The 24,521-nt window shown below is 54.2% G+C and carries 24 protein-coding genes and 3 pseudogenes; 16 read left to right on the top strand and 11 right to left on the bottom strand.

All coding sequences use genetic code 11. The features are described from left to right. Positions 1-2: 2 nt before the first annotated feature. The 4 genes and pseudogenes from GM30_RS07160 (at position 3) to GM30_RS07150 (ending at position 4,037) form a co-directional block, all read left to right on the top strand. Complete coding sequence (locus GM30_RS07160) at positions 3-1,406, top strand: cytochrome ubiquinol oxidase subunit I (protein WP_049848050.1); 1,404 nt, start codon at positions 3-5, stop codon at positions 1,404-1,406. Then, positions 1,406-2,288: pseudogene (gene cydB / locus GM30_RS07155) on the top strand (cytochrome d ubiquinol oxidase subunit II). The gene GM30_RS07160 and the pseudogene cydB overlap by 1 nt, the downstream one beginning before the upstream one ends. Then, positions 2,288-2,413: a DUF2474 family protein gene (locus GM30_RS23995; RefSeq protein WP_080993394.1), complete on the top strand. Its 126-nt coding sequence runs from the start codon at positions 2,288-2,290 to the stop codon at positions 2,411-2,413. Before cydB ends, GM30_RS23995 begins: the two are co-directional and overlap by 1 nt. Positions 2,414-2,433: 20 nt before the next feature. After that, a pseudogene (locus tag GM30_RS07150) lies at positions 2,434-4,037 on the top strand (alpha-amylase family protein). Here the strand turns inward: GM30_RS07150 and GM30_RS07145 are convergent. The 3 genes from GM30_RS07145 to GM30_RS07135 all read right to left on the bottom strand — a co-directional run bounded on the left by GM30_RS07145 (position 4,034) and on the right by GM30_RS07135 (position 6,263). Next, complete coding sequence (locus GM30_RS07145) at positions 4,034-5,020, bottom strand: SDR family oxidoreductase (RefSeq protein WP_049848049.1); 987 nt, start codon at positions 5,018-5,020, stop codon at positions 4,034-4,036. The pseudogene GM30_RS07150 and the gene GM30_RS07145 overlap by 4 nt on opposite strands. A gap of 284 nt (positions 5,021-5,304) precedes the next feature. Continuing rightward, entirely contained in the window at positions 5,305-5,751 is a 447-nt protein-coding gene (locus tag GM30_RS07140; RefSeq protein ID WP_049848082.1) for a DUF421 domain-containing protein, read from the bottom strand. Positions 5,752-5,759: 8 nt separating this feature from the next. Further along, positions 5,760-6,263 (bottom strand): hypothetical protein, encoded by a 504-nt coding sequence (locus GM30_RS07135; protein WP_049848048.1) that lies wholly within the window; start codon positions 6,261-6,263, stop codon positions 5,760-5,762. A gap of 154 nt (positions 6,264-6,417) precedes the next feature. On the opposite strand from GM30_RS07135, the gene GM30_RS07130 reads away from it, so the two are divergent. The 5 genes from GM30_RS07130 to GM30_RS07115 all read left to right on the top strand — a co-directional run bounded on the left by GM30_RS07130 (position 6,418) and on the right by GM30_RS07115 (position 10,049). Next, positions 6,418-6,810: a YdeI family stress tolerance OB fold protein gene (locus tag GM30_RS07130; RefSeq protein ID WP_072094063.1), complete on the top strand. Its 393-nt coding sequence runs from the start codon at positions 6,418-6,420 to the stop codon at positions 6,808-6,810. A gap of 176 nt (positions 6,811-6,986) precedes the next feature. Further along, positions 6,987-7,124 (top strand): protein YdgV, encoded by a 138-nt coding sequence (locus GM30_RS28175; RefSeq protein ID WP_476690673.1) that lies wholly within the window; start codon positions 6,987-6,989, stop codon positions 7,122-7,124. A 115-nt stretch (positions 7,125-7,239) separates the two neighbouring features. Beyond that, positions 7,240-7,602, top strand: coding sequence for a multidrug/spermidine efflux SMR transporter subunit MdtJ (mdtJ, locus tag GM30_RS07125; protein ID WP_049848047.1), 363 nt, complete (start codon positions 7,240-7,242; stop codon positions 7,600-7,602). Then, positions 7,589-7,918 carry a multidrug/spermidine efflux SMR transporter subunit MdtI gene (gene mdtI / locus GM30_RS07120; RefSeq protein WP_049848046.1) on the top strand — a complete coding sequence of 110 codons (330 nt, stop codon included), beginning with the start codon at positions 7,589-7,591 and terminating at the stop codon, positions 7,916-7,918. Before mdtJ ends, mdtI begins: the two co-directional genes overlap by 14 nt. Positions 7,919-8,024: 106 nt before the next feature. Continuing rightward, positions 8,025-10,049 carry a putative bifunctional diguanylate cyclase/phosphodiesterase gene (locus GM30_RS07115; RefSeq protein WP_049848045.1) on the top strand — a complete coding sequence of 675 codons (2,025 nt, stop codon included), beginning with the start codon at positions 8,025-8,027 and terminating at the stop codon, positions 10,047-10,049. On the opposite strand, the gene GM30_RS07110 is transcribed toward GM30_RS07115, so the two are convergent. The 5 genes and pseudogenes from GM30_RS07110 to GM30_RS07095 all read right to left on the bottom strand — a co-directional run bounded on the left by GM30_RS07110 (position 10,046) and on the right by GM30_RS07095 (position 14,718). Beyond that, on the bottom strand, positions 10,046-10,873 hold the full coding sequence (locus GM30_RS07110; protein WP_049848044.1) for a trypsin-like serine peptidase: 828 nt from the start codon (positions 10,871-10,873) through the stop codon (positions 10,046-10,048). The genes GM30_RS07115 and GM30_RS07110 overlap by 4 nt on opposite strands. A 98-nt stretch (positions 10,874-10,971) precedes the next feature. Beyond that, positions 10,972-11,055, bottom strand: a complete 84-nt coding sequence (ydgU, locus tag GM30_RS28170; RefSeq protein WP_472926876.1) for a small membrane protein YdgU — start codon at positions 11,053-11,055, stop codon at positions 10,972-10,974. Between the two features lie 72 nt (positions 11,056-11,127). After that, positions 11,128-11,455 (bottom strand): annotated as a pseudogene (gene asr / locus GM30_RS23985) (acid resistance repetitive basic protein Asr). A gap of 151 nt (positions 11,456-11,606) precedes the next feature. Further along, positions 11,607-13,091, bottom strand: coding sequence for a carboxypeptidase M32 (locus GM30_RS07100; protein ID WP_049848042.1), 1,485 nt, complete (start codon positions 13,089-13,091; stop codon positions 11,607-11,609). Between the two features lie 376 nt (positions 13,092-13,467). Then, positions 13,468-14,718 (bottom strand): MFS transporter, encoded by a 1,251-nt coding sequence (locus GM30_RS07095; protein ID WP_049848080.1) that lies wholly within the window; start codon positions 14,716-14,718, stop codon positions 13,468-13,470. Between the two features lie 117 nt (positions 14,719-14,835). Here GM30_RS07095 and GM30_RS07090 point away from each other — a divergent pair, with 117 nt between their 5' ends. The 3 genes from GM30_RS07090 (at position 14,836) to bioD (ending at position 17,904) form a co-directional block, all read left to right on the top strand. After that, positions 14,836-15,732: a LysR family transcriptional regulator gene (locus tag GM30_RS07090; protein ID WP_049848041.1), complete on the top strand. Its 897-nt coding sequence runs from the start codon at positions 14,836-14,838 to the stop codon at positions 15,730-15,732. Positions 15,733-15,861: 129 nt separating this feature from the next. Next, a complete protein-coding gene (mlc, locus tag GM30_RS07085; protein WP_049848079.1) occupies positions 15,862-17,082 on the top strand; it encodes a sugar metabolism global transcriptional regulator Mlc in 1,221 nt (406 codons plus the stop codon). Between the two features lie 126 nt (positions 17,083-17,208). Further along, a complete protein-coding gene (gene bioD / locus GM30_RS07080; protein ID WP_049848040.1) occupies positions 17,209-17,904 on the top strand; it encodes a dethiobiotin synthase in 696 nt (231 codons plus the stop codon). A 90-nt stretch (positions 17,905-17,994) separates the two neighbouring features. On the opposite strand, the gene GM30_RS07075 is transcribed toward bioD, so the two are convergent. Next, positions 17,995-18,246, bottom strand: a complete 252-nt coding sequence (locus GM30_RS07075; RefSeq protein ID WP_049848039.1) for a DUF1161 domain-containing protein — start codon at positions 18,244-18,246, stop codon at positions 17,995-17,997. Between the two features lie 166 nt (positions 18,247-18,412). Here GM30_RS07075 and GM30_RS07070 point away from each other — a divergent pair, with 166 nt between their 5' ends. Then, the gene (locus tag GM30_RS07070; RefSeq protein ID WP_049848078.1) at positions 18,413-19,108 is read left to right on the top strand and encodes a YnfC family lipoprotein; all 696 of its coding nucleotides are present in this window, start codon (positions 18,413-18,415) and stop codon (positions 19,106-19,108) included. Here the strand turns inward: GM30_RS07070 and speG are convergent. Both speG and GM30_RS07060 read right to left on the bottom strand, forming a co-directional pair. Continuing rightward, positions 19,102-19,659: a spermidine N1-acetyltransferase gene (gene speG / locus GM30_RS07065; protein ID WP_049848038.1), complete on the bottom strand. Its 558-nt coding sequence runs from the start codon at positions 19,657-19,659 to the stop codon at positions 19,102-19,104. The two genes, GM30_RS07070 and speG, sit on opposite strands and share 7 nt — an antisense overlap. 58 nt (positions 19,660-19,717) lie before the next feature. After that, positions 19,718-20,059 carry a DUF1283 family protein gene (locus GM30_RS07060; protein ID WP_049848037.1) on the bottom strand — a complete coding sequence of 114 codons (342 nt, stop codon included), beginning with the start codon at positions 20,057-20,059 and terminating at the stop codon, positions 19,718-19,720. Between the two features lie 233 nt (positions 20,060-20,292). Between GM30_RS07060 and manD the strand changes: the two genes are divergently transcribed. The 3 genes from manD to GM30_RS07045 are packed head-to-tail and all read left to right on the top strand — an operon-like array spanning position 20,293 to position 24,510. After that, a complete protein-coding gene (gene manD, locus GM30_RS07055) occupies positions 20,293-21,507 on the top strand; it encodes a D-mannonate dehydratase ManD (protein WP_049848036.1) in 1,215 nt (404 codons plus the stop codon). A gap of 24 nt (positions 21,508-21,531) precedes the next feature. Next, positions 21,532-22,938, top strand: a complete 1,407-nt coding sequence (gene uxaC / locus GM30_RS07050) for a glucuronate isomerase (RefSeq protein ID WP_049848035.1) — start codon at positions 21,532-21,534, stop codon at positions 22,936-22,938. A gap of 27 nt (positions 22,939-22,965) precedes the next feature. Next, on the top strand, positions 22,966-24,510 hold the full coding sequence (locus tag GM30_RS07045; protein WP_049848034.1) for an MFS transporter: 1,545 nt from the start codon (positions 22,966-22,968) through the stop codon (positions 24,508-24,510). Positions 24,511-24,521: the final 11 nt, after the last annotated feature.

Genomic DNA, 24,521 nt, shown 5'->3' with positions numbered 1-24,521 from the left:
TAATGGCTGAGTTAGATGCCTTTCATCTTGCCAGGCTACAATTTGCGTTTACGGTTTCCTTTCATATTATCTTTCCCGCCCTGACCATCGGCCTCGCCAGTTATCTGGTGGTGCTCGAAGGAATGTGGCTGAAAACCCGTAACGCGCTCTGGCGCTCGCTTTACCATTTCTGGCTCAGCATTTTTGCCGTCAATTTCGGCATGGGGGTGGTGTCAGGGCTGGTGATGGCCTATCAGTTCGGCACCAACTGGAGCGGTTTTTCGCAGTTTGCGGGGAGCGTGACCGGGCCATTGCTGACGTATGAAGTGCTCACCGCCTTCTTCCTCGAGGCGGGGTTTCTTGGCGTTATGCTGTTTGGCTGGAATAAAGTCGGCCCGGGGCTGCACTTTTTCGCCACCTGCATGGTTGCGCTGGGGACGCTGATGTCGACCTTCTGGATCCTCGCCTCGAACAGCTGGATGCACACCCCGCAAGGGTTCCATATTGCTGACGGGCAGGTAGTGCCGGACAGCTGGATGGCGATCATCTTTAACCCGTCGTTCCCCTGGCGGTTGATTCATATGTCTACCGCCGCCTTCCTCAGCAGCGCGTTGTTCGTGGGCGCGTCAGGCGCGTGGCACCTGCTGCGGGGCAATGACAGCCCGGCGGTACGCAAAATGTTTTCCATGGCGCTGTGGATGGCATTGCTGGTCGCGCCGGTACAGGCGCTGATTGGCGACATGCACGGGCTGAATACCCTTGAGCACCAGCCTGCCAAAATCGCCGCCATCGAAGGGCACTGGGAAAACACACCAGGAGAGGCCACGCCGCTGCTGCTGTTTGGTCTGCCGGATATGGACGAAGAGCGAACCCGCTATCCGCTGGCGATCCCAGGGTTGGGCAGTCTGATCCTGACCCATAGCCTGGATAAACAGGTTCCGGCACTGAAAGATTTCCCGCCTGATGAAAGACCCAACTCCACCATTGTGTTCTGGTCGTTCCGTATTATGGTCGGTGCGGGCCTGCTGATGCTGGCGATGGGCGTTGTGGGGCTCTGGTTGCGCTACCGAAAACGGCTTTACCAGTCGCGCCCCTTTTTGTGGTTCGCCCTGGGCATGGGGCCAATGGGACTGGTGGCGATCCTCGCAGGGTGGGTAACGACGGAAGTGGGACGCCAGCCGTGGGTAGTGTACGGCCTGTTGCGCACCCGGGACGCGGTCTCCGCGCATAGCACATTGCAGATGAGCGTCAGCCTGATCGCCTTTATCGTGGTCTACTTTGCCGTGTTCGGCGTCGGCTATCTGTATCTCATTCGGCTTATCAAGAAAGGACCGAAACCGGAACAGGATCTTACCGTGCATACCGATGGCACCCCGGCTCGCCCACTCTCTGCGGCGGAAAAATTACCACCACAGGAGAAATTCTGATGGGTATCGATGTTGCGGTCATCTGGTTTGCCATCATTGTCTTCGCCACGCTGATGTACATCATCATGGACGGTTTCGACCTTGGCATTGGCATCCTGTTCCTGTTTGTGCGCGGTAAAGAGGATCGGGACGCGATGGTAAACAGCGTCGCGCCGGTGTGGGATGGTAACGAAACCTGGCTGGTGCTCGGCGGTGCCGGGCTGTTTGGCGCGTTCCCGCTGGCATACGCCGTGGTGATTGATGCCCTGACCATTCCGCTCACGGCAATGCTGGTCGGGCTTATCTTCCGCGGCGTGGCGTTTGAATTTCGCTTCAAAGCGACGGAAGAGCACCGGCCATTCTGGGACTATTCCTTTATGGTCGGTTCGTTGCTGGCGACCTTCTGTCAGGGCGTGGCTGTCGGGGCGATTATTCACGGTTTTCCGGTTGTCGGCCGCCAGTTCGCGGGCGGTGCGCTCGACTGGATCACGCCGTTTAATCTGTTCTGCGGCATCGGGCTGATGGTGGCGTACAGCCTGCTGGGCTCGACGTGGCTGATCCTCAAAAGCAGCGATGCGCTGCAGACGCAGATGCGCTCGCTGTCGCGGGGGTTCCTGCTGGCGCTGTTGGTCGCCATTGCGGTGGTCAGCCTGTGGACGCCGCTGGCGCTGCCGAAAATTGCTGACCGCTGGTTCTCGTTCGGGTTTCAGCGGGCTGGGTATCAGCGTATGGCCTAACATTATTCCACCGGATATCACGATATGGCAGGCGGCGGCACCGCTGGCCAGCCAGCTGTTCATGCTGGTCGGTACGTTGCTGATCGTGCCGGTGATCCTGGTGTACACCGCATGGAGCTACTACGTCTTTCGCGGCAAAGTGCAAAGCGATGAAGGGTATCACTGATGATCCGAAAAATAGCAGTCAGAACCGGCTGGATGGTGCTGATATGGCTGGGTAGTGTCCTGGCCTTGCTGGCAGTCAGTTCGCTGTTGCGATGGTTTATGACGCTGGCCGGTCTGCATACATAAATCATAAGAAAGGCGCGAACATGAAAACAAGAAAAAGCTGGTACAGCCAGTCGGTTATTTATCAGATAGATACTTCGCTTTTTTACGATTCAAACGGTGACGGGTGTGGCGACATACAAGGGATCACCGAAAAGCTGCACTATATTCGCCGCCTCGGCGCCACCGCGGTGTGGATTACGCCATTCTACCTGACGCCGTTTCTCGACGAGGGGTATGACATTACGGATCACCTGCAGCCGGACCCGCGTTTTGGCCCCATCTCGGCGTTTATTGAATTCGTCGAGCAGGCGAAGGCGTTAGGGCTGCGGGTTATCATCGAGCTGGTGATCCAGCATACCTCGTCGCAGCATCCCTGGTTTCAGCAGGCGAGGTGCGACAAAAACTCGCCTTATCGGGATTACTATCTGTGGGCCGACGAGCCCGATCCCAATGACGATCCGCCCATGTTTCCAGGCGTGGAGAAAAGCGTCTGGAGCTGGGACGACGAGGCAAAACAGTATTACCGGCATATGTTTTACCACCATGAGCCTGACCTGAATCTGGCCTTACCGGCAGTGATTGAAGAGATCGACAACATCGTGCTGTTCTGGCTCAAACTCGGCGTGGCGGGGTTTCGGCTGGATGCGGCGTCGCACCTGACAAAGCAGGCAGGAAAGGGGGATGAAAAAGAGGGCTACTGGATCCTCAATCATCTGCGCCAGCTCGTCGAAAGCCATAACCCCGAGGCGATTATTCTTGGCGAAGTGGATGTGCCGGTAAAAGAGTACCGAAACTATTTTGGCGACGGCGACCGCCTGCACATCACGCTCAATTTCTGGCTCAACAAATATTTTTACGTCAGCCTGGCGCGGAAAAGTGCCCGTCCGCTGATTGAAGCGCTGGACAAAATGATTACGCCGCCCGATGGCTGTTGTTTCGCCAACTGGCTGCGCAATCATGATGAACTGGATCTGGAAGGCATCGGGGAGGCAGACAAGGGGCGTTCGCGCCGGATAAGACGATGTATGTTTATCAGCGTGGCATCCGGCGGCGGCTGGCGCCGATGCTGTCGGGCAATATTCAACATCTGGCGGTTTCCCATGCGATATTGCTGTCGTTGCCTGGTGTACCGGTGATGCGCTACGGCGATGAAATCGGCATGGGCGACGATCTGCGCCTGGAAGAGCGCTATGCGGTACGCACGCCGATGCAGTGGTCTTCCCGTGAGGCGGCCGGGTTTTCCGGCGCACCTGCGGAGAAACTGATTCGGCCGCCCATTTCGTCCGGCCCGTGGCGCTATCAGCAGGTCAATGTCGAAAAGGCGTTGCTGAGCCGAAACTCACTGCTACACCGGATTATTGATATGGTTAACGCGCGGGCGGTGTTGCCGGAAATCGGTAACGCGCCGTTTAGCATCATCAACGTGGCGCAGACCTCTGTGCTGGCGATCCTCTACCAGAGCGAAACAAAAAGGGTGCTGGCGCTGGCGAATTTCAGCGATCGTCCCGCCAGCGTGACCATTGAACAACTGGCGGACGGTTACTGGGAAGCCTGCCTCGAAGACAAGCGCTATGCAGAGCCTGACGAGACTGGTGTTGAACTTGGCGGCTACGGTTACCGCTGGTTCAGCAGGCAACTCGACTAGCGTTTACGCTGTAGCAGCCGCGCCAGCACCACCACGCCAGTCAGCACGGCCGCACAGGAAAGCGCTTTGCCGGGCAGGTCGGAAGAGACGTTCAGCGCCCGGTTTCTGGCACCTTCGCTGAAGCGGCCGTGGGCCTGGTGGTGACCCTGTAACGGCGTAAACAGGTTGTCATCATGCGAGTCGAAATGCGGCTCTACGGTCAGTTGTCCTTCCCAGGCTTTCTTTACCATCAGGCGGTCAAGGAAACGCGGGAACAGGAACTGGCCGACAATCGACTGCAGCGTGCTTTTGCCCACCCACAGTTCACGCACCGGGCGCTGCGTGACGGAATAGATCGCCTCAGCGGCCACCTCCGGCTGATACACCGGCGGCACCGGCTGCATGGCGAAGCCCATTTTATTACGCGCCCATTCGAACTGGGGCGTGTTCATGCCCGGTAGCTGCACCATGGTTATCCGGACGTCGCTGTTTTCATGCATTAGCTCCGTGCGCACTGCGTCGGTAAAGCCGCGGATCGCCGCTTTTGCGCCACAATAGGCTGACTGCAGAGGTATTGAGCGGTACGCAAGGGCAGAACCCACCTGAATAATCACGCCACGGTTACGCGGCGTCATCACTTCCAGCGCCGCCCGGGTACCGTTAACGAAGCCAAAATAGGTTACCTCTGTCACGCGGCGGAACTCGTCGTGGCGCATTTTTTCAAACGGCGCGAGCACGGCGCACATGGCGTTGTTGACCCACACCGTAATCTCGCCGAGGGTATTTTCCACCTCTCGTGCCGCCTGCGTCACCGCATCGGCGTCGGTCACGTCGGCGCTAATCACCTGCACCCGCGCGCCGCGGCTTTCACAGGCGACACGCGTTGCTTCCAGCCCCGCATCGCCCCGGGCAATAACCGCAATATCGTATCCGGCATCAGCAAAACGCAGCGCCGTGGCTTTTCCTGCTCCCGCGCTTCCGCCAGTAATCACAACGACAGACATACAGACCTCGATATTTTTTCAGTGAAATGAGTAGGTACAATTTTAAGATGAATCTTAACTTCAGGATTCTTTGAATCAGGCGACATTTTTTAACATGGTCACTCGTCATGCTTGTTAACCCCGGAGAACGTTCTACGCTTAAATATCATCTGTCAGACAACAGGTTCGGAGGTAAATATGAACAGGCTGCTAACCATTGAAAAAGAGCAAGACGATCCGGCAAACGCACCGGAGTCAGGGGATAAACAACCAGAGCGTGATAAATAAAAATCACCGGCAGGCGGTTAACCGTCTGCCGGAATAATCGATATTTGCCCGTTACGTTCAAGAATTGCGAATTTAATTTTTTCAATCTGATAAATGCCATGATTCTGCCTGGCGACCAGCATAATATCGTCCGTGGTAACGTTAACCTTTTTTATCTTACTGTCGACGGGCGTGCCATTTTCAATTAACACGACAGGCGCGCCATCAAGCAGTTGCTCAGCGCGGGAAAAACGTTTTTTCATAAAACCGAACAAAATGTCGACCACAATTAATGTCACGATCGTAAGCATTGCCCCGGTCACTGAATAATCCGTCCCCAGCAGTGCCTGCTGTGTGGCTTCACTGATGATCAATAACAAAATCAGGTCGAAACTGGTCATCTGCAACAGCGTTCTTCTTCCTGCTATTTTGAAGACAATCAACAGGATAAGGTATATCGCTACCGCTCTGAATACCATTTCCATCATATCTCCTAGGGCCAGACAAACTGGCTGAATGTGATTTCGGGTTCACTGTTAACCTTGATGGTATTCGTGAACTTGCCGGGTTTTTTCGGCGTAACGGAAACCCAGAGCGAAAGCGGGGGCTTAATATCAGCGGCGTTGTAAATCAAATAAAGTGTACCGCTTTTACTGTACATACTGTCCGGCTCTGGTCGAATATCACCCATTTGATAATTCTCCAGTAGCGAATCACCGATGCTGACAATATAACGTTCGGCACGAACATTCTGGATAGCGATATTTATTTCCGATTCACTCATTAACCTTTCAAACCGGTCATAATTAACATTTGTTGTTGTGGTGCTATTTTGTTCGCTGGCGGAACTGAATAATCCGCTCGAAAAAAGACCTGCTAACGCCGCAAAAATGATTGCCAGCAGAAACAGTACGCCGTAGCGATTAATATTATATTCAAAATTGAGGGCGCTGGGGCTTTCCTCAACACGGGGATCGTCCTTATCTTCTTGTTTCATACATAAATATCTCGCTGGTCTGTTATTTATTAACACCCTCTGATACCGGGCAGTGCTATTCTAATAGAGACAATTATGCGAATTTGCGTTTGTAAAAATTAAAAATAGCAACCAGGCTTAATAAGTCAAGGCAACGGACAACGTGGAGGAACGCGTGAAAAAACTATTACTATTGGGTTACTGTTTTCTCATGATGCAAAACGGCTATGCAGCGGACGCAGGGGGCTTAAAAAAAGACGCGGCGCCGCCGCCACCGCATAAGATAGAAGACGGCTACCGTGGCACAGAAGATGAGCACGTCATGACCGTCAAATTCGCCAAAACGATGCACGACGGCGCGACGATTTCGCTGCGTGGTAATCTTATCGAGCATGTGGGCGACGATCGCTACGTGTTCCGCGATAAATCTGACCGCATTGAGGTCATCATTCCCGCCTCGGTGTTTGATGGACGTGAAGTGCAGCCCGATCAGCTGCTCAGCATCAACGGCAGTCTGGATAAGAAAATGAACCCGCCGATCGTGCGCGTTGACCATCTGATTAAATAGTCGTGACCTCCTGGCGAATTACCGTCAGGAGGCTTTACGCTTTGCTGAGGTCGCCATAAGAATAAACTAATCGCAGTTAAATACATTCAGTAAAGAAATGAAAAGGATTTGAGTAAAATGTGGCGTTATGCTACAAATTATATGTGTTTAACTACCGAGGACAATTTTCATCCGCAATGACGAGAAGCAACACCGCGGATAATTGTAATTTTATGGACACTATGTTCAGGACATTCATTTTTACCCACGCTGTTCCGCTATCCTCCTCCTTTACTCATTCACTGGGTGAGCAACACTGGCGCACCGCGCTATAGTCTTTTTCTCTGCCTGAGCTGACGCCGCTGCGTCCGGCTAAATCCGTTCGAAATTTTTCGGTTCGCGCTAAGTCGCTCGCCGTCAAGGAATATATTCTCAAGCAGGAGAAAAAAGATGTTTTACTGGATCTTATTAGCATTAGCTATCGTTGCCGAAATTACAGGTACGTTGTCGATGAAATGGGCAAGTATCAGTAATGGCAGTGCCGGTTTTATTTTAATGCTGGCAATGATCACCCTTTCCTATATTTTCCTGGCGTTTGCCGTGAAAAAAATCGCCCTCGGTGTGGCCTATGCCTTGTGGGAAGGGATCGGTATTTTGCTGATCACCTTGTTCAGCGTACTGTTATTTGATGAAACACTGTCGATGATGAAAGTGGCCGGCCTGACAACGCTGGTGGTGGGGATTGTGCTGATCAAGTCAGGTACCCGTAAAGCGGCCTCGCTGAAGAAGGAGCCGACTCATGCAACAGTTTGAGTGGTTCCACGGCGCCTGGCTGGCACTGGCCATCGTGCTGGAAATTCTGGCTAACGTACTTTTAAAGTTTTCCGACGGTTTTCGTCGCAAAACCTACGGCATTCTGTCACTGGTCGCGGTACTGGCGGCGTTCAGTTCGCTGTCGCAGGCCGTGAAGGGCATTGACCTTTCCGTCGCCTACGCCCTGTGGGGTGGCTTTGGTATCGCCGCGACGCTGGCGGCTGGCTGGGTACTGTTTGGCCAGCGGCTGAACGGCAAAGGCTGGGCTGGCGTCATACTGCTGATCCTCGGCATGGTGATGATAAAACTCGCCTGATGTGATCGCTGCCCGTAAATACGGGCAGCGAAATTTAATGGCTGTATTACGCTTAACGGAAAGAACGGGAAATTTTTTCCGGCCTCTGCCTGTATGAGGGTAGTGAATGCTCAATCCATTAAAGTGGCGTAATATTCCTACCGCACGGACGCTCTTCGTGATGATTTTTATGGCCGGGATTGGTCTTGTCGTTTCTATTGTCGCGTTGCTTTATCTTTCACTCCATCTCATCAGTTCCAAAACTAATGAAATAGATGAANGGGCGATTCAGACCTCGGTTAACCGCGTGCTATCCCTGGTCATCGATAATGCTATCTGGGATGATGCGGTGCGCAAAATATATCCGCCAACCCTGGATAAAGCATGGTTATATGAAACCTGGGGCGCGGGTTATAAAGTCAACAATCTGTATGACGGCACCTTTGTCCTCGATCAGAATTTCAAACTGCTGTGGGGATCGTTTCGCAGCGAGCCTTTTACCGAAAGCAGCATGCGTTTTTTAGGTGACGGCTTCCAGTCTATTATTCACAAGCACGCCGACGCGCTAAAAAGCGGAAAAAATATCTACGCCGGGATCACCAAAACCGATGTCGGCGTGGCGTTTGTGGGGATTGGACTGATTCGCCCGATGATCGGTCGACTGGAAGTCTATGACAATACCCGCCGCTACCTGGTCATTACCCGCCATATTAACGCCGCGATCCTCAACGAGCTGGGAAATACGTTTCAGATTAACGATCTCACGATGACGGCGGACAAAACCAGTAGCTTCAGCGTACCGTTGCACACGGTCGGCGGGGCCACCGTGGCCTGGCTCAGCTGGCAGCCAAGACACCCGGGCGCGGAGGCGGCGCAGGCGGCTTCCAGTGATATTCGCCATATTGTGCTGCTGGCCGCCGGGTTGATCACGTTGTTCATCCTCTTCAGCAGCGTGGGGTTGTTCAAACTGGCGAGCAACGAAAAATACGCCCGCGACATTGCACTGACGGACTGGCTCAGTCGACTGCCGAACCGACGCGCGCTGATCGAAAAGCTGGAGGATGCGCAGAACCCCAGTAATAACGAAATCAAAACTGCCGTGTTTATCGATCTCGACGGGTTTAAAGATGTGAACGACGTGCATGGCCATGACGTGGGTGACGAGCTGATTATCCGTATCGCCCACACGCTACAGGCGATTGTTCCGCCAGGCGGGATGCTGGCGCGTCTGGGGGGCGACGAGTTTGCGATGACCCTCGAAGGTGAACATTCGGAAGCACAGGCCGCGACGTTTGCCGGGCAGGTGCTGGAGTGCCTTAATGCGCCGATTCGCCTTGGCGAGCGCACCATTCATATCGGTGCCAGCATCGGCATTGCCAGCGGCTCGCCTGAGGATTGTCTGCGCTCCGAGCTGTTTCGCCGTGCCGATATCGCCATGTACCATTCAAAAATTACCGGAAAAGGGCGGATCACCCATTACGACGCCGAGCTGAACAGCGCCCGCGAATACCATCTGATGATTGAAAACGACATTCGTCTGGGGCTGGAAAACGATGAATTTGAAGTCTGGTATCAGCCGATCGTCGATGCCCGCACGCAGACGATGGTCATCGTTGAGGCGCTGGTGCGCTGGCCGCGCCGCCCAAAGGGTGAACTGAAGCCGGATGAGTTTATTAATATTGCGGAAACCGGCGGGCTGATTTATTCACTGGGGCAATTTGTGCTGCGTCGCGCCTGCCAGGATTTGCAGCCGCTGGACGATCTCCGGCTGTCGGTGAACATCTCCCCGGCACAGTTCCGCGATCCAGGCTTCGAAGAAAAAGTGGCGGAGGNNAATCTGAAACCGCTCGGCACCGCCGTGGCGCTGGATGATTTCGGCACCGGCTATTCCAGCCTCGGTTATCTGCGGCGTTTCAGCTTTGACTGCGTCAAAATCGATAAGTCGCTGGCGGGCCTGGTGGGTGACGATGAACAGGCGTCGGCACTGGTCTGCGGTACGATCCGCGTCGCCAGCGCGCTGGGTATGACGGTGATTGCCGAAGGGGTGGAAACGGAAAAACAGCTGAAGNGCGATTTGCTACAGGGGTTTTACTTCAGCGAGCCAATGCCTATCGACTCGCTGCTGCAGTTACGTCAGCAGCGTCAGTGCTAAGGCGTCTCCTTTGCCAGTGCTTCCAGTTTGTCATGAAAACCGGTAACGGAGATCGCGCGGTTGTCGGCGCGCCAGCGATCTTTCGCTGCCGGTGCCGAGCTCTGTACGCCGATCACCTGCCAGCCAGTATCGGTTTTCAGCAGCAGCGGAGAGCCGCTGTCGCCGGGTAACGTATCGCACTGGTGTGACATCACCGAGGTCTGCGCCCAACCGGTAACGACGCAATCCTGATGGCTGTAAAGATCGTCAATATGATCAAGTGGATAACCGGACTGGGTGACCTGGCGGTTGCTGGCTTTCAGGGCGGCGATCAGCGCGGCTTTGTTGCCCTCAAACAGCGGCAGCGGTGTGATGCCTGACGGCGCATAGCGCAGAATAATCAGACCATAATCCCAGGGGGCGGCAGAAGACGGCACAATCCAGCCGTCGCCATCGGCCTTCAGACGCCGACCCAGCGACGGTTCAACGCGGCCTTCAATACCATGAATTTCATAGCGCCAGACGCCTTTCTGCGACACAAAACGCAGGGCGATGGCTTTGTCTGGCCTGGCATCAGGCGGGGTCAGCAGACAATGCCCGGCAGTGAGCGCGAGGCGTGGCGAAATCAGCGTTGCCGTGCAGAGATTACCGCTTTCGGTTTCCAGTTGACCGATGGCGTCCCAGGGAGAGTCAGTCGGATTGGTGACGCGGATCCGGTCGTCCTGCCCGAAAAAGAGCGTTTTCACTTCACTCGCACTGATGGCGTCATCATCCGGGCTGTCGGCGTGGGCGAGAGAATAAAACAAGCAAAGCGATCCCAGAACAGGTACTACGAATTTACGCATATCTCACTCTGATGGGGCAATTAGAATTATTAGTGAACCCAATGAAACAACTATAGACGGGACAGCAGAAAAGGGGGAGTAAAATCAGCGTGCTACATTCAGGATAAGAAAAATCGCGTAGCAATAAGCGCGCAAATAATCAGCAGAATAAGGATGAGCTCAAATCGATAGCGCCGCAACATCATTGCTCTCCAGAAAAAAACGGCGCTGAACCAGCGCCGATTTATTACACAGGAATGTACGACCAGACGAGATTATGCTGCTGGTTTTGCTGCCGGTTTAGTGGCTTCGTGTTTCACGTGTTTTTTGTGTTTTTTAGCGGCCTGGGCTTTCTGCTCTACCGGTTTGGTCGCCTCTGCTTTTGCCGCTTTTTTGTGGTGTTTTTTAGCAGCCTGAGCTTTCTGAGCCGGCGCTGCTTTTTTGTGTTTTTTATGATGCGTTGCTTTNNGCCGGCGCAGCCTGCGTGGTGGTCGCAGGTGCAGCAGCAGCCGGAGCCGCGGTAGAGGTTGCAGTGTCAGCCGCGAATGCAGCGGAAGACAGACCCATAGCAGCGGCAACAACCAGAGCTAATACTTTATTCATTCTGATACCCTCGAAATTAGTTTCTTCATTTCAACCCCACTGCGGGGCCGTTGAAGAAACTATATCCCTGTGTTTAAAGGCTTTCCGTGAGTGTTTGGTATCGGCGTGTAACGGAATGTACAACGCCGGGAGCAGGCCCCCGGCGTGGGTTTCAGAGGTAGCGGGCGGTAAGATGCTGGCGGAAATAGCGGCTGTTGAGATCTTCCCCGGTGGCCTGCTGAATCAGTTGTGAGGTGCTGAGACGGCTGCCGTGCTGCCAGATGTTCTGTTGCAGCCAGCCAAACAGCGGGTTCAAATCTCCCCGGGCGATGGACTCATCCAGCCCCGGCAGCGCGCTACGCGCCGCGTTGAACAGTTGTGCGGCGTACATCGCTCCGAGCGTATAGGACGGGAAATAGCCAAAGCCGCCATCGGTCCAGTGGATGTCCTGCATGCAGCCGTCGCGGTAATTACCTTTGGTGGAAAGTCCCAACCAGGCCTGCATTTTTTCATCCCACAGGGCGGGGATATCGTCCACTTCAATGTCACCATCAATCAGCGCACGTTCAATGTCATAACGCAGGATCACATGCGCCGGGTAACTCACCTCATCCGCATCAACGCGAATAAAACCGGGCTTCACGCGCTGGTTCCATGCCGTAAAATTATCCAGTTCAAACGCGGGCTGAATGCCGAAATTCTCGATAACGATCGGCAGCAGGTGCTGTAAAAAAGCCTTGCTGCGACCGAGTTGCATCTCAAAGAACAGGCTTTGTGATTCATGAATGGCGGTAGAGCGGGCAAGTGCAATCGGCTGCCCTGGCCACTGTCGCGGCAGATTCTGTTCGTAGCGCGCATGACCGGTTTCGTGGATCACACCGAACAGGGCGCTCAGTAATTCATTTTCATTGTAACGGGTGGTGATGCGCACATCGTCCGGCACGCCACCGCAGAACGGATGGGCGCTGACATCGAGACGACCGTGGTCAAAATTGAACCCCAGCATTCTCATCACTTCCAGCCCGGATTCGCGCTGTTTTTCTGTCGGGAACGGGCCCTGCGGCGCAATCAGCGTCTGGCGGGACTGTTTTTCCACCGCCTGTGCCAGCAGATCCGGCAGCCAGGATTTGAGATCGGCGAACAGCACGTCCAGCCGGGCGCTGGTCATGTCCGGCTCGAAGATATCGAGCAGCGCGTCATAGCGGGAAACGCCTTTCGCCTCAGCGCGAATGCGCGCCTCTTCGCGGCTCAGCCTGACGACCTCTTTCAGATTAGTCGAAAACCCCTGCCAGTCGTTGCCCGGCCGCTGTGTGCGCCACGCATGTTCGCAGCGGCTGCCTGCCAGCGATTTCGCTTCAACGAGGCTCTCCGGCAACAGCGCCGCCTGATGGTGCGCCCGCGCCATCTCACGCAGGTTAGCCTGCTCGTCATCGTTCAGATCTTCCTGCTGCGCGGCGGTAAGCCACTGCGCTACCTTTTTATCCGTCAGGATCTGATGCTGAAGTACGCCGAGTTCGGCCAGGGCTTCGCCACGCGCCGCGCTACCGCCTGGCGGCATCATCGCGAACATGTCCCAGCCAGCGATGGCCGAAAGGTGAGAGAAACGCGAGAGACGAAGGAAAGTGCGGGTGAGTTGTTGGTAGTTTTCGTTTTCCATAGTGCCCGGATGTCGTTGTGAAGGAGTGGGGTCACTATTACATGTCAGGCGACGAGGGAAAAGGGTCAGGGGGAATTATGTGATGACATGTTAAGACGCTCATGTCACTCCAGCACAGGGTTCCGTTCACCTCAATTCACATTTCGGCATCGGCGCATTCTGTTGCTTTTCTTTCAGCGAAACCTCAGTACCTGAAAACCAGGGTGCAGAAGCGACACCCCGACCCGAAAGGCAGACGGAATAAGTCGAATGGACCGCGANGCAAGGGAGGTGGCGGCGAGCCTCCCTTGCACGTTCACGGGCGTGGTGGTTTCAGAGTAGCAATGCACTGGAAGTGAACGGAACCCTTCGCCAGTGCTTCATATTCCCATAAATGTCAATGCAATCGTTTATGCAATGACGCCCCCACCAGCAGCGCCACAACCAGCATCGACGCGATAAATCCACCCACACCATTCCAGCCGTAGTTATGCCAGAAAACCCCGCCGAGGGTACCGGCGATACTGGATCCGAGATAGTAGCTGAACAGATACAGCGACGACGCCTGTCCGCGGGCGCGGCGGGCGCGGGGGCCAATCCAGCTGCTGGCGACCGAGTGTGCGGCAAAGAATCCGGCGGAAAACAGCAACATGCCAGCGAAAATCAGCCACAGGGACGAAAACAACGTCACCAGCAAGCCAGTGAGCATCACCGCGATACCAAAAAGCATCACCGGGCCGCGACCGTAGCGCGCGGTCATCGCCCCGGCTTTCGGCGAACTCCATGTGCCGGTGAGGTAGGCGACAGAGAGTAAACCCACCACCGCCTGGCTCAGCGACCACGGCGACATCATCAGGCGATAGCCGATGTAGTTAAACAGCGTGACGAATGCCCCCATCAGCAGAAAACCTTCAAGGAATAACAGCGGTAAACCACGATCGCGCCAGTGCAGGCGGAAGTTGATAAACAGCGTTTTGGGCCGCAGTGACGTCGGCCTGAAATGGCGCGAGTCGGGCAGGATCCGCCAGAACATCAGCGCAGAGGCGAGGGCGAAGCAGCCAATCACGGCCATGGCGATACGCCAGCCCATAAAATCGGTAAAGACCCCGGTCAGCAGACGTCCGCTCATGCCACCGATGGAGTTGCCACTGATGTACAGCCCCATCGAAAAGGCGACAAAGCTCGGGTGGATCTCTTCGCTCAGGTAGGTCATGCCAACCGCCGCCACGCCGCTCAGCGACAGGCCAATCAGCGCACGCATAATCAGTATGCCATGCCAGCTGGTCATCATGGTGGAGAGCAATGTACAGCAGGAGGCCAGCAGCAGCGCGGTGACCATCACCGGTTTACGACCAATCGCGTCGGAGAGCGGGCCGGTAAACAGCAGGCCAATCGCCAGCATGGCGGTGGAAATCGACAGTGAAATACTGGTGCTGGCAGGCGAGATGCCAAACTCATGCGACAGAATGGGCAGGATCGGCTGAACACAATAGAGCAGGGCGAAGGTCGCGAGACCGGCAGAGAAAAGCGCGAGGGTAACGCGCATAAACTGGGGCGTTCCTCGCCGGATAAAGTCCGTTGGCTGAGATGCAGGTGCTTCGTTGACGTCGGTAGCCGGAACGGTGTCAACGGTAGTAGTACGACTCACAATAGATCCTTGCAAAAACGAGCGTTTCATCACGCGCCAGAAAGACGCATTACCAGAGTAGGAAATTGTAAATATTCTGTCTAATATATTAATAATCTCAAATGATACTTTTTAAATATGAATATTGAACTGCGCCATCTCCGCTATTTTATTGCCGTCGCCGAAGAGATGCATTTCGGGCGCGCCGCCGCGCGGCTGAATATTTCGCAGCCGCCGTTGAGCCAGCAAATTCAGGCGCTTGAGCAACAGATTGGTGCTCGCCTGTTTGCCCGTACCAACCGCAGCGTGAGCCTGACGGCGGCAGGGAAGCAGTTTCTGGCCGACAGTCGGCAGATCCTGAGCATGGTGGATGACGCCGCCTCGCGCGCTGAACGGCTCCATCAGGGCGAAACGGGAGAGCTGCGCATCGGGTTTACGTCGTCGGCGCCGTTTATTACGGCCGTCTCTGACACGCTGTCAATGTTTCGCCAGCATTATCCGGATGTCCATATTCAGACCCGCGAAATCAACACCCGCGAGCAGATCGCGCCGCTGACTGAGGGCGCGCTCGATCTGGGGCTGATGCGTAATACGCAACTGCCTGATAACCTGGCGTGGCAGATGATCCTGCGCGAACCGTTGCTGGCGATGATCCCGCGCGTACACCCGCTGGCGCAGCAAACATCAGTCAGCCTGTTCGATCTGGCAAAAGAGCCATTCGTGTTTTTCGATCCGCATGTCGGTACCGGCCTGTATGACGATATTCTCGGTCTGATGCGGCATTTCGGCCTGACGCCGGTGATTACCCAGGAAGTGGGGGAAGCGATGACGATCATTGGACTGGTCGCTGCCGGGCTTGGGGTGTCGATTTTGCCAGCGTCGTTTAAGCGGGTTCAACTGCATGAAATGTGCTGGTTGCCGATCGCCGAAAAAGAGGCGGTATCGGAAATGTGGCTGGTCTGGTCGAAGCATCATGAACTGAGCCAGGCAACGGAACGGTTCAAACAGCATCTCATTCAGGCGGCGAATACTTAATTTTTCTGCTGAATCGGGGGCTAAAACGTGCGGTAAATCACACGGCTAAGTAAATATTTGACGACCCTATTGAAGTGCTTCACCATAGTCCACAGATTATTTCGAAGCGCGAAAATAAGGGAGACAGTGGTGGTAGCCGACAGTCAGCCAGGGCATATTGATCAGATAAAGCAGACGAACGCAGGAGCGGTGTATCGCCTGATTGATCAGCTCGGTCCGGTTTCGCGTATCGATCTCTCCCGACTGGCGCAACTGGCCCCGGCCAGCATCACCAAAATTGTTCGCGAAATGCTGGAAGCGCATCTGGTGCAGGAGACGGAAATCCAGGAGCCGGGAAGTCGCGGTCGTCCCGCCGTCGGGCTGATGGTGGAAACGGAAGCCTGGCACTATCTGTCGGTGCGCATCAACCGCGGCGAAATCCATCTGGCGCTGCGCGATCTTAGCAGCAAACTGGTGGTGGAAGAGACGTTACCGCTGCCGTTGCAGGATCCCACGCCGTTTCTGACCCGCATCATCACCCATATCGATCAGTTTTTTATTCGTCATCAGCATATGCTGGAACGCCTCACTGCGATCGCCATTACCCTGCCGGGGATTATCGATACGGAGAACGGCATTATCTTTCGGATGCCGTTCTATGAGGATGTGAAGGAAGTGCAACTTGGCGAAACGCTGTCCGAACATACCGGCGTGCCGGTGTACATTCAGCACGACATCAGCGCCTGGACGATGGCTGAAGCGTTGTTCGGCGCCTCTCGCGGCGCGCGTGACGTGATTCAGGTGGTCATTGACCATAACGTGGGGGCCGGGGTGATCACCGACGGGCGGCTGCTCCATGCCGGCAGCAGCAGTCTGGTGGAGATTGGTCACACGCAGGTCGACCCGTACGGCAAACGCTGCTATTGCGGCAATCATGGCTGTCTGGAAACTATTGCCAGCGTGGAGAGCGTACTGGAACTGGCGCAGGTGCGCATGAATCAGTCAATGAGCTCGATGCTGCACCAGCAACCGCTGAGCGTGGACTGGTTGTGTCAGGCGGCGCTGAAAGGGGATCTACTCGCCAAAGACATCATCAGCGGCGTGGGGACAAATGTCGGGCGCATCCTGGCAATTATGGTGAATTTGTTTAACCCACAAAAAATATTGATCGGCTCGCCGTTTAACCAGGCGGCAGATATCCTCTTCCCGGCGATAACTGACTGTATTCGCCAGCAATCCTTACCCGCTTACAGTCGGCACATCGCCGTGGAAAGCACGCAATTCTCTAACCGTGGCACGATGGCCGGCGCCGCGCTGGTAAAAGACGCCCTCTATAACGGATCTTTGTTGATTCGACTGTTACAGGGTTAACAATTTTTCATAGTTCAAGAAAAATTGCGCTATCTCAATCTGTGCCATTCTGGCATCGCGTAGACTTTCACTACTTTGAATAATTACCTTTCTTGATATTTTACCGGCATAACTGTGGGGTTAGTAATGCTTAAGCGTTTCTTTGTAACGGGAACCGATACTGCGGTCGGGAAAACGGTGGTTTCCCGCGCTTTGTTGCAGGCGCTGGCTGCCAGCGGCAAAAGCGTAGCAGGGTACAAACCGGTTGCGAAGGGCAGTAAAGAGACGCCAGAAGGGCTGCGCAATAAAGATGCGCTGGTGCTGCAAAGCGTATCCACACCGGATCTGCCCTATGCGGCGGTCAATCCGCTGGCATTCAGCGAAGAGGAAAGCAGCGTCGCGCACAGCGGTCCCATCAATTACTCACTGCTGTCGAACGGGCTGGCACAGCTGAGCCAGCAAGTAGAACATGTGGTTGTCGAAGGCACTGGCGGCTGGCGCAGCCTGATGAACGATTTACGTCCGCTCTCCGAGTGGGTGGTTCAGGAACAATTGCCGGTGGTCATGGTAGTGGGGATCCAGGAAGGGTGCATCAATCACGCGCTGTTAACGGCGCAGGCAATTGCGAACGACGGTCTGCCGATGATTGGCTGGGTGGCGAACCGCATTAACCCTGGGCTGGCGCACTATGCCGAAATCATTGACGTGCTGCGTAAAAAGCTTCCCGCACCGCTGATTGGTGAACTGCCGTACCTGCCGCGCGCCGAGCAGCGCGAGCTGTCACAGTATGTCGATGTGTCTATCCTCGGTAGCGTGCTGGCAGTAGATCGCGTTTTCGCATAGCACAGCAACAACCGGGCAGCGGTTCTACCTGCCCGGCCATTTCACTGAAGTCATTACTTTCTTATCGCCTTTACGTGACGTTGTCACGCACTACTGCGCGTCGATGGTGCGGGTGTAGAGGATTTTGAAGGTGTCGTTAGCGCAGTGGCCCACCACCTGCGAGCCTGCTTTATCAGCCTGATCGTTCGGAACAATGTCAAGGGTGAATCCAGACTCCGGGACGCCGTTATTGATAATTTTCTGCTCGATCTCGCTCTTCACGCGCTCGCAGGAATCGGGAGCCGCCAGTGCGGACGCGGATGCCGCCATCAATAACGCCAGTAACCATTTGGCAGATTTCATGTTCTCCTCCTTGTGTTGGATAGTATTCAAAGGATAGCAGAGCTAACTCGTTGATCCCAATGTGACAGACATAAGCCGTGCGTGATGGCTGTTCGAACGCCGGGTTTAGTTGCTACTATTGACGGGAAAATTCTCCGAACAGGAAAAACGTGTGAAGAAATTGCTGATGATGGCGTCAGTGACGCTGATTTTAGCGGGCTGTGACAATGCGTCGACGCCAGCGGCTTTCACTCCAGAAATGGCCAGCTTTTCCAGCGAGTTTGATTTTGACCCGCTGCGCGGCCCGGTGAAAGATTTCAGTCAGACACTGATGGATGCGCAGGGAAAAGTGGCGAAATACGTGACCGGGAAGATGTCAGAAGAAGGGTGTTTTGATCTGCTGGAGTTTCACGATCTGGAAAATAACACTGGCGCGTCGCTGGTGCTGGATGCCAACTACTATGTCGATGCGACCTCGCAGAAAAAGCTGCTGCAGTTGCAGGGGAAATGTCAACTGGCCGCGCTACCGTCGACGGGCGTAACGTGGGATACCGATGACAACGGGTTTGTGGTCAGCGCGCACGGCAAAGATATCCGCATTACCTATCATTACGACAGCGATGGCTATCCGTTGGGTAAAACGACCGAAGCAAAGGATGAACATCTGTCGGTGGTCGCCACGCCATCAAAAGACAGACGTAAAAAAATGGATTACACCGCGGTCAGCATGTTGAACGACAGGCCGGTAGGCAACGCGACGCAGAGCTGCGACTACGATCGCCACGATAATCCCATCAACTGTGACCTGAAGATTGTTGATGAAAGCGTAAAACCGCCAGTCACGCGGAATTACACCATCAAAAACAATATTGAGTATTACTGAGCCGTGGGTTTCAGCAGCGTGTGACCGGTTTTGTGTTCGGTCAGATACTGATGCTGGAAAATACACATTCGAATAGTGTTGCGGTATTCACCATTGATAAAGAACTCATGGATGAGTTCTCCCTCCACCATAAAGCCCAGTTTGCGGTAGATGTGAATGGCTTTCTCGTTTTCTTTGTCGACAATCAAATAGAGCTTGTAGAGATTCAGAACGGTAAAACCGTAATCCATTGCCAGCTTTGCCGCCCTGGAGGCCAGCCCTTTGCCCTGGTATTCCGGGGAGATGATGATCTGAAATTCTGCGCGGCGGTGAACGTGGTTGATCTCAACCAGCTCCACCAGACCGGCATTCTCACCATTACATTCTATGACGAACCGACGTTCGCTTTGATCGTGAATATGTTTGTCGTACAGGTCAGAAAGTTCGACGAAAGCTTCGTACGGCTCCTCAAACCAGTAACGCATGACGCTGGCGTTGTTGTCGAGTTGATGAACAAAGCGCAGGTCTTCGCGCTCAAGCGGGCGCAGCTTGATAGTCCAGGCGTCAGCCATGAAAAATCCTTACTGTAAAACGAGTGAAAAGGGTGCCGGGGGACGGCACCCGGCGGAATTATGGGTTGATCGCGCGACCGGTTGAACGGTCGAGGCAGCGAAGCGTATTCGGCTCCCAGTAGGCATTCAGGTTGGCGCTCTGCTCGCATTTATCGCGGGCGTCAAAAGCAACATCGGCCTTATCAAACTCTTTTTCAGCGCGTTTATTCACTTTCTGGCGTAACGAGCGGGTGTCGTTCCACTGCTCTTTTTGCATCGCCGCTTCCTGACGGCTCAGCGCGCTGTCACCGGATTCAATAACCAGTTTGTTGGTTTCGGCAAAAGAGGATGTCGTGTACCCGATGGCACCCAGCGTCAGCATTGCCGCGAGGCACAGGCGGTTGCTAAGCGTAATTTTCATTGCGGTTTCCTTTGGTGATGAATGCGGTTAATCCCTGTTCAAAGTTTACAACATTCTTGCCGGAAAACGCATTGATTAATGTCAGACCGCGCATGAACACAGGGCGTGAGGGATGGCAGGAAATCTGAAAAATAATCCAGGAAGATGCCATTTTTGTGATCAATATACTTGTATGGTAGTAGGCAAATGCATAAAGTTCCCGCATTAACCGCTGAGATGTAAGGATCGAAAAAATGAAAATCGTTGGTGCTGATGTTTTTGTCACCTGTCCAGGACGCAACTTTGTCACGTTAAAGATCACCACCGAGGATGGCATTGTCGGGCTGGGTGATGCCACGCTGAACGGGCGCGAGCTGTCGGTCGCCTCTTATCTTAAAGATCACCTCTGCCCGCAGCTGATTGGCCGTGACGCACAGCGCATCGAAGATATCTGGCAGTTCTTCTATAAAGGCGCGTACTGGCGTCGCGGGCCGGTCACCATGTCAGCCATTTCGGCGATCGATATGGCGCTCTGGGACATCAAAGCAAAAGCCGCCAACATGCCGCTTTACCAGCTGCTGGGTGGCGCCTCGCGCGAAGGCGTGATGGTTTACTGCCACACCACCGGTCATACCATCGACGAGGTGCTGGAGGATTACGCGCGCCATAAGGAGATGGGGTTTAAAGCCATCCGCGTACAGTGCGGTATTCCGGGCATGAAAACCACTTACGGCATGGCGAAGGGGAAAGGGCTGGCTTACGAACCGGCCACCAAAGGCGACTGGCCGGACGAACAGCTGTGGTCGACGGAAAAATACCTCGATTTCACGCCGAAACTGTTCGACGCCGTGCGTGAAAAATTTGGCTTCCATGAGCACCTGCTCCACGACATGCATCACCGCCTGACGCCGATTGAAGCGGCGCGTTTCGGTAAGAGTATTGAAGATTACCGCCTGTTCTGGATGGAAGATCCGACGCCAGCAGAAAACCAGGAAAGCTTCCGTCTGATTCGCCAGCACACCGTCACACCGATTGCCGTCGGGGAAGTGTTCAACAGCATCTGGGATTGCAAACAGCTGATAGAAGAACAGCTGATCGATTACATCCGCACAACGTTGACCCATGCGGGCGGGATCACCGGCATGCGTCGCATCGCTGATTTTGCCTCGCTGTACCAGGTACGTACCGGCGCGCACGGTCCGTCCGATCTGTCGCCGGTTTGCATGGCCGCCGCGCTGCATTTCGACCTGTGGGTACCGAACTTTGGCGTCCAGGAATACATGGGCTATTCCGCGCAAATGATGGAAGTGTTCCCGCACAGCTGGACCTTCGATAACGGCTATATGCATCCGGGTGAAAAGCCAGGCATCGGCATTGAGTTCGATGAAAAGCTCGCAGCGAAATACCCCTATGAACCCGCCTGTCTGCCCGTTGCCCGTCTTGAAGACGGCACGTTGTGGAACTGGTAACGCGTATTCACTACGGAGACGATCATGAGCTTTATTAACGACAGCTTTATGATTAACAACACGCCAGGGGTGAAATTGTATTGCGATATCGCGCGAACGCTGCCGATTATCGATTTTCATTGTCACCTGGATGCGAAAGAGATTTACGAAAATAAAACCTTTGATCATATTACCCGGCTCTGGCTGGCCGGGGATCATTATAAATGGCGTGCAATGCGCGCCAATGGGATCAGCGAAGATTTCATTACTGGCGACGCCAGCGCGGAAGACAAATTTCGTGCGTGGGCGGAAACAGTGGATGCCTGTTTCGGTAATCCGCTTTATCACTGGACGCATCTGGAACTGAAATTTTATTTCGGCATTGACGAGACGCTGAACCGGAATAACTGGCGCGAGATCATGACACGCTGTAATCGCCAGTTATCCGGCGCTGATTTTACACCGCGTGGGTTAATTATCCGCTCGAATGTCGAAGTCATTTGTACCACCGATTCACCGCTGGATTCGCTGGAATATCATCGTTTACTTCGTGATGATGATTCGTTCCCGGTAAAAGTCCTGCCGACATTCCGACCCGATGATGTATTTGAAAACGATCCGCAGCGGTTTGGTCAGTTTATTGAAAAATTAAGCGCCATGACCGGGCAGGCGATCGTTTCACTGACGGATTTCAGCCAGGCAATTGAGCAGCGTATCGACTGGTTTCATGACTCCGGCTGCCGCATTTCCGACCACGGCCCGCTGGCCATCGGTTTTCGCGACGCCGCACCGGGTGAGGCGGAACGTCTGTTTGCCCGCAAGCGGGCAGGCGAAGCGCTCTCTTCGACGGAACAGGAGGTATTAACCAGCGCGCTGTTCCTGATGCTCGCGCGTCACTACAAAGCACGTAAGTGGGCAATGCAAATTCATTTTGGCGCCATCCGTAATAATAACAGCAGGATGCTACAGGCTGTCGGTATTAATAGTGGATTCGACTCGATTAATGATCAAACGGATCTGGCCGCGAATCTGAATCAATTTCTGGATGCACTGGCGAAACGTAACGAGTTACCAAAGACCATTCTTTATAACTTAAACGCCAGCTATAACGATGTGGTTGCCTCGACCATCGCGAATTTTCAGTCAGCGGAAGAGGGCGTGAAATCACCCATTCAATTTGGATCGGGATGGTGGTTTAACGATACGCGTCGTGGAATGGAGAACCAGTTAAATACCCTTGCCGACCAGGGATTGCTGATGAATTTTATCGGAATGCTGACGGATTCCCGGAGTCTTATTTCCTACACCCGTCATGACTATTTCCGCAGAATATTATGCAACCTGATTGGTGGCTGGGTCGCCCATGGTGAAATTCCTGACGACCGGGCGATATTAACCCGGATGATTAAAAATATTTGTCACGATAACGCCAGTCACTATTTTAACTTTTAACGCATTATCCGATGGGGTAGAACAACTATGTCCCGCACAAACAAAAAAATCACCATTCCGGTCAGTATTGGTTATGGTCTGACAGATATTATGGGTGGTGGCGCATTTACGGTTATTGGCGCCTGGCTGTTATATTTTTACACGACCTTTGTCGGTCTTTCGCCGGTCGAAGCGGCGTCCATTGTGGCGATTGCACGTATTGTGGATGCGATCGTCAGCCTGTTTATGGGCAGCTTTACCGACCATTTCTATAAAAATTATCTGGGTAAAAAATTTGGCCGCCGTCGTTTCTTCCTGCTGATCGGCGCGCCATTGATGCTGGTCTACGCCTTGCTGTGGGTGGAGGGGATGAACTACGCCTTCTACCTCGCGGTCTATCTGGCGTTTGAAATTATCGCCGCGATGGTGCTGATCCCGTGGGAAACACTGCCGTCTGAAATGACCCGTGATTTCAACTCGCGGACCAAACTTTCCACCTGCCGCATGTTCCTTTCCGCGTCGGGGACTTTTCTGGCGACCTTTATTCCGGGTCTGCTGATCAGCTACTTTGGCGAGCACAACGCCAACGCCTATCTGATTAACGGCATCGTGTTTGCGGTTCTGTTCATGCTCTGCGTGCTGGTGTCCTGGAAAGTGACATGGGAACGCGAATTAACGCCGGAAATGAAAGCGGAACTGGAAACTACGCGTACCCGTCGCACGATGAGCGAAAAGCTGGCGGCGTTTGGCGGGCTGTTTAAAGAGTATGCTTCAACGCTGAAAGTCAGAGCGTTCAGGAAACATCTGGCTATCTACCTGTTCTCATTCACCGCAAAAGATGTTTATAACACCGTCTTCGTCTTCTTCTGCGTCTACTGCCTGAACGTCTCTTCGTCGCTGGCCGGTACGCTGTTGTCGATGAGTATTGTCGGGTTGCCGGTCACGCTCGCCGCCGGGGTCGCCATTATCAAATACGGTCCGTCACGGCTCTACATCTTTGCCTACAGCCTGATGATGCTGTGCCTGGGCGGGTTCTTCCTGGTATACCAGTTCCCGACAGACAACAAAGTCGTACTGCTGGTGATCCTCGCCGGGGTTTATCAGGTCGGGCGTTGCGTGCTGGAATTTACCCCGTGGAACGTTTTCCCGTTCATTCCTGATATTGACGAAATGATCACCCGTCAACGCCGTGAAGGGCTGTTTGCAGCGGTGATGACTTTCTCACGGAAAACCACCGTCGCTATCGCCACGTTCGTTGTCGGCCTGCTGTTGCAAAGCGGTGGCTTTGTCAAAAGCAGCCAGGTACAGCCGCAGGAAGCCATCAACACCATCGCCATGCTGCTGTTTATCGGGACGGCGGGTCTGTTGCTGATTGCTCTGTGGCAGGCGCTGACGTTCCACCTGAACAAACGCACCCACAAGATTTTTGTTGATGAAGTGGAACGTCTGAAGGCCCACGGTCTGAAATCGGATGTCACTGCCGAGACACGCCACATCGTTGAGGATTTAACCGGCTACAACTACGACACCCTGTGGTGCAGCGACGCACAAAAAGCAGGCTCTGAGGTTAAGCAGGCATCAACGCTTATCTGAAAAAGGAGAGA

It is taken from the genome of Trabulsiella odontotermitis (assembly GCF_001188485.1).
GTDB classification, from domain to species: domain Bacteria; phylum Pseudomonadota; class Gammaproteobacteria; order Enterobacterales; family Enterobacteriaceae; genus Trabulsiella; species Trabulsiella odontotermitis_A.
The sequence above is the reverse complement of the archived record's forward strand: the minus strand, read 5'-3'. Positions and strand labels throughout refer to the sequence as shown.

Bases quoted from the DNA above. Each gene is read 5' to 3' on its own strand.
- GM30_RS07100 (WP_049848042.1), bottom strand. From the start codon at position 13,091: ATGGAAAACGAAAACTACCAACAACTCACCCGCACTTTCCTTCGTCTC.
- GM30_RS07075 (WP_049848039.1), bottom strand. From the start codon at position 18,246: ATGAAATCTGCCAAATGGTTACTGGCGTTATTGATGGCGGCATCCGCG.
- GM30_RS07090 (WP_049848041.1), top strand. From the start codon at position 14,836: ATGAATATTGAACTGCGCCATCTCCGCTATTTTATTGCCGTCGCCGAA.
- GM30_RS07070 (WP_049848078.1), top strand. From the start codon at position 18,413: ATGATGGCGTCAGTGACGCTGATTTTAGCGGGCTGTGACAATGCGTCG.
- GM30_RS07145 (WP_049848049.1), bottom strand. From the start codon at position 5,020: ATGTCTGTCGTTGTGATTACTGGCGGAAGCGCGGGAGCAGGAAAAGCC.
- GM30_RS23995 (WP_080993394.1), top strand. From the start codon at position 2,288: ATGATCCGAAAAATAGCAGTCAGAACCGGCTGGATGGTGCTGATATGG.
- manD (WP_049848036.1), top strand. From the start codon at position 20,293: ATGAAAATCGTTGGTGCTGATGTTTTTGTCACCTGTCCAGGACGCAAC.
- GM30_RS07160 (WP_049848050.1), top strand. From the start codon at position 3: ATGGCTGAGTTAGATGCCTTTCATCTTGCCAGGCTACAATTTGCGTTT.
- GM30_RS07135 (WP_049848048.1), bottom strand. From the start codon at position 6,263: ATGAAACAAGAAGATAAGGACGATCCCCGTGTTGAGGAAAGCCCCAGC.
- bioD (WP_049848040.1), top strand. From the start codon at position 17,209: ATGCTTAAGCGTTTCTTTGTAACGGGAACCGATACTGCGGTCGGGAAA.
- mdtJ (WP_049848047.1), top strand. From the start codon at position 7,240: ATGTTTTACTGGATCTTATTAGCATTAGCTATCGTTGCCGAAATTACA.
- GM30_RS07045 (WP_049848034.1), top strand. From the start codon at position 22,966: ATGTCCCGCACAAACAAAAAAATCACCATTCCGGTCAGTATTGGTTAT.
- GM30_RS07060 (WP_049848037.1), bottom strand. From the start codon at position 20,059: ATGAAAATTACGCTTAGCAACCGCCTGTGCCTCGCGGCAATGCTGACG.
- uxaC (WP_049848035.1), top strand. From the start codon at position 21,532: ATGAGCTTTATTAACGACAGCTTTATGATTAACAACACGCCAGGGGTG.
- speG (WP_049848038.1), bottom strand. From the start codon at position 19,659: ATGGCTGACGCCTGGACTATCAAGCTGCGCCCGCTTGAGCGCGAAGAC.
- GM30_RS07140 (WP_049848082.1), bottom strand. From the start codon at position 5,751: ATGGAAATGGTATTCAGAGCGGTAGCGATATACCTTATCCTGTTGATT.
- GM30_RS07110 (WP_049848044.1), bottom strand. From the start codon at position 10,873: ATGCGTAAATTCGTAGTACCTGTTCTGGGATCGCTTTGCTTGTTTTAT.
- ydgU (WP_472926876.1), bottom strand. From the start codon at position 11,055: ATGTTGCGGCGCTATCGATTTGAGCTCATCCTTATTCTGCTGATTATT.
- GM30_RS28175 (WP_476690673.1), top strand. From the start codon at position 6,987: ATGACGAGAAGCAACACCGCGGATAATTGTAATTTTATGGACACTATG.
- mdtI (WP_049848046.1), top strand. From the start codon at position 7,589: ATGCAACAGTTTGAGTGGTTCCACGGCGCCTGGCTGGCACTGGCCATC.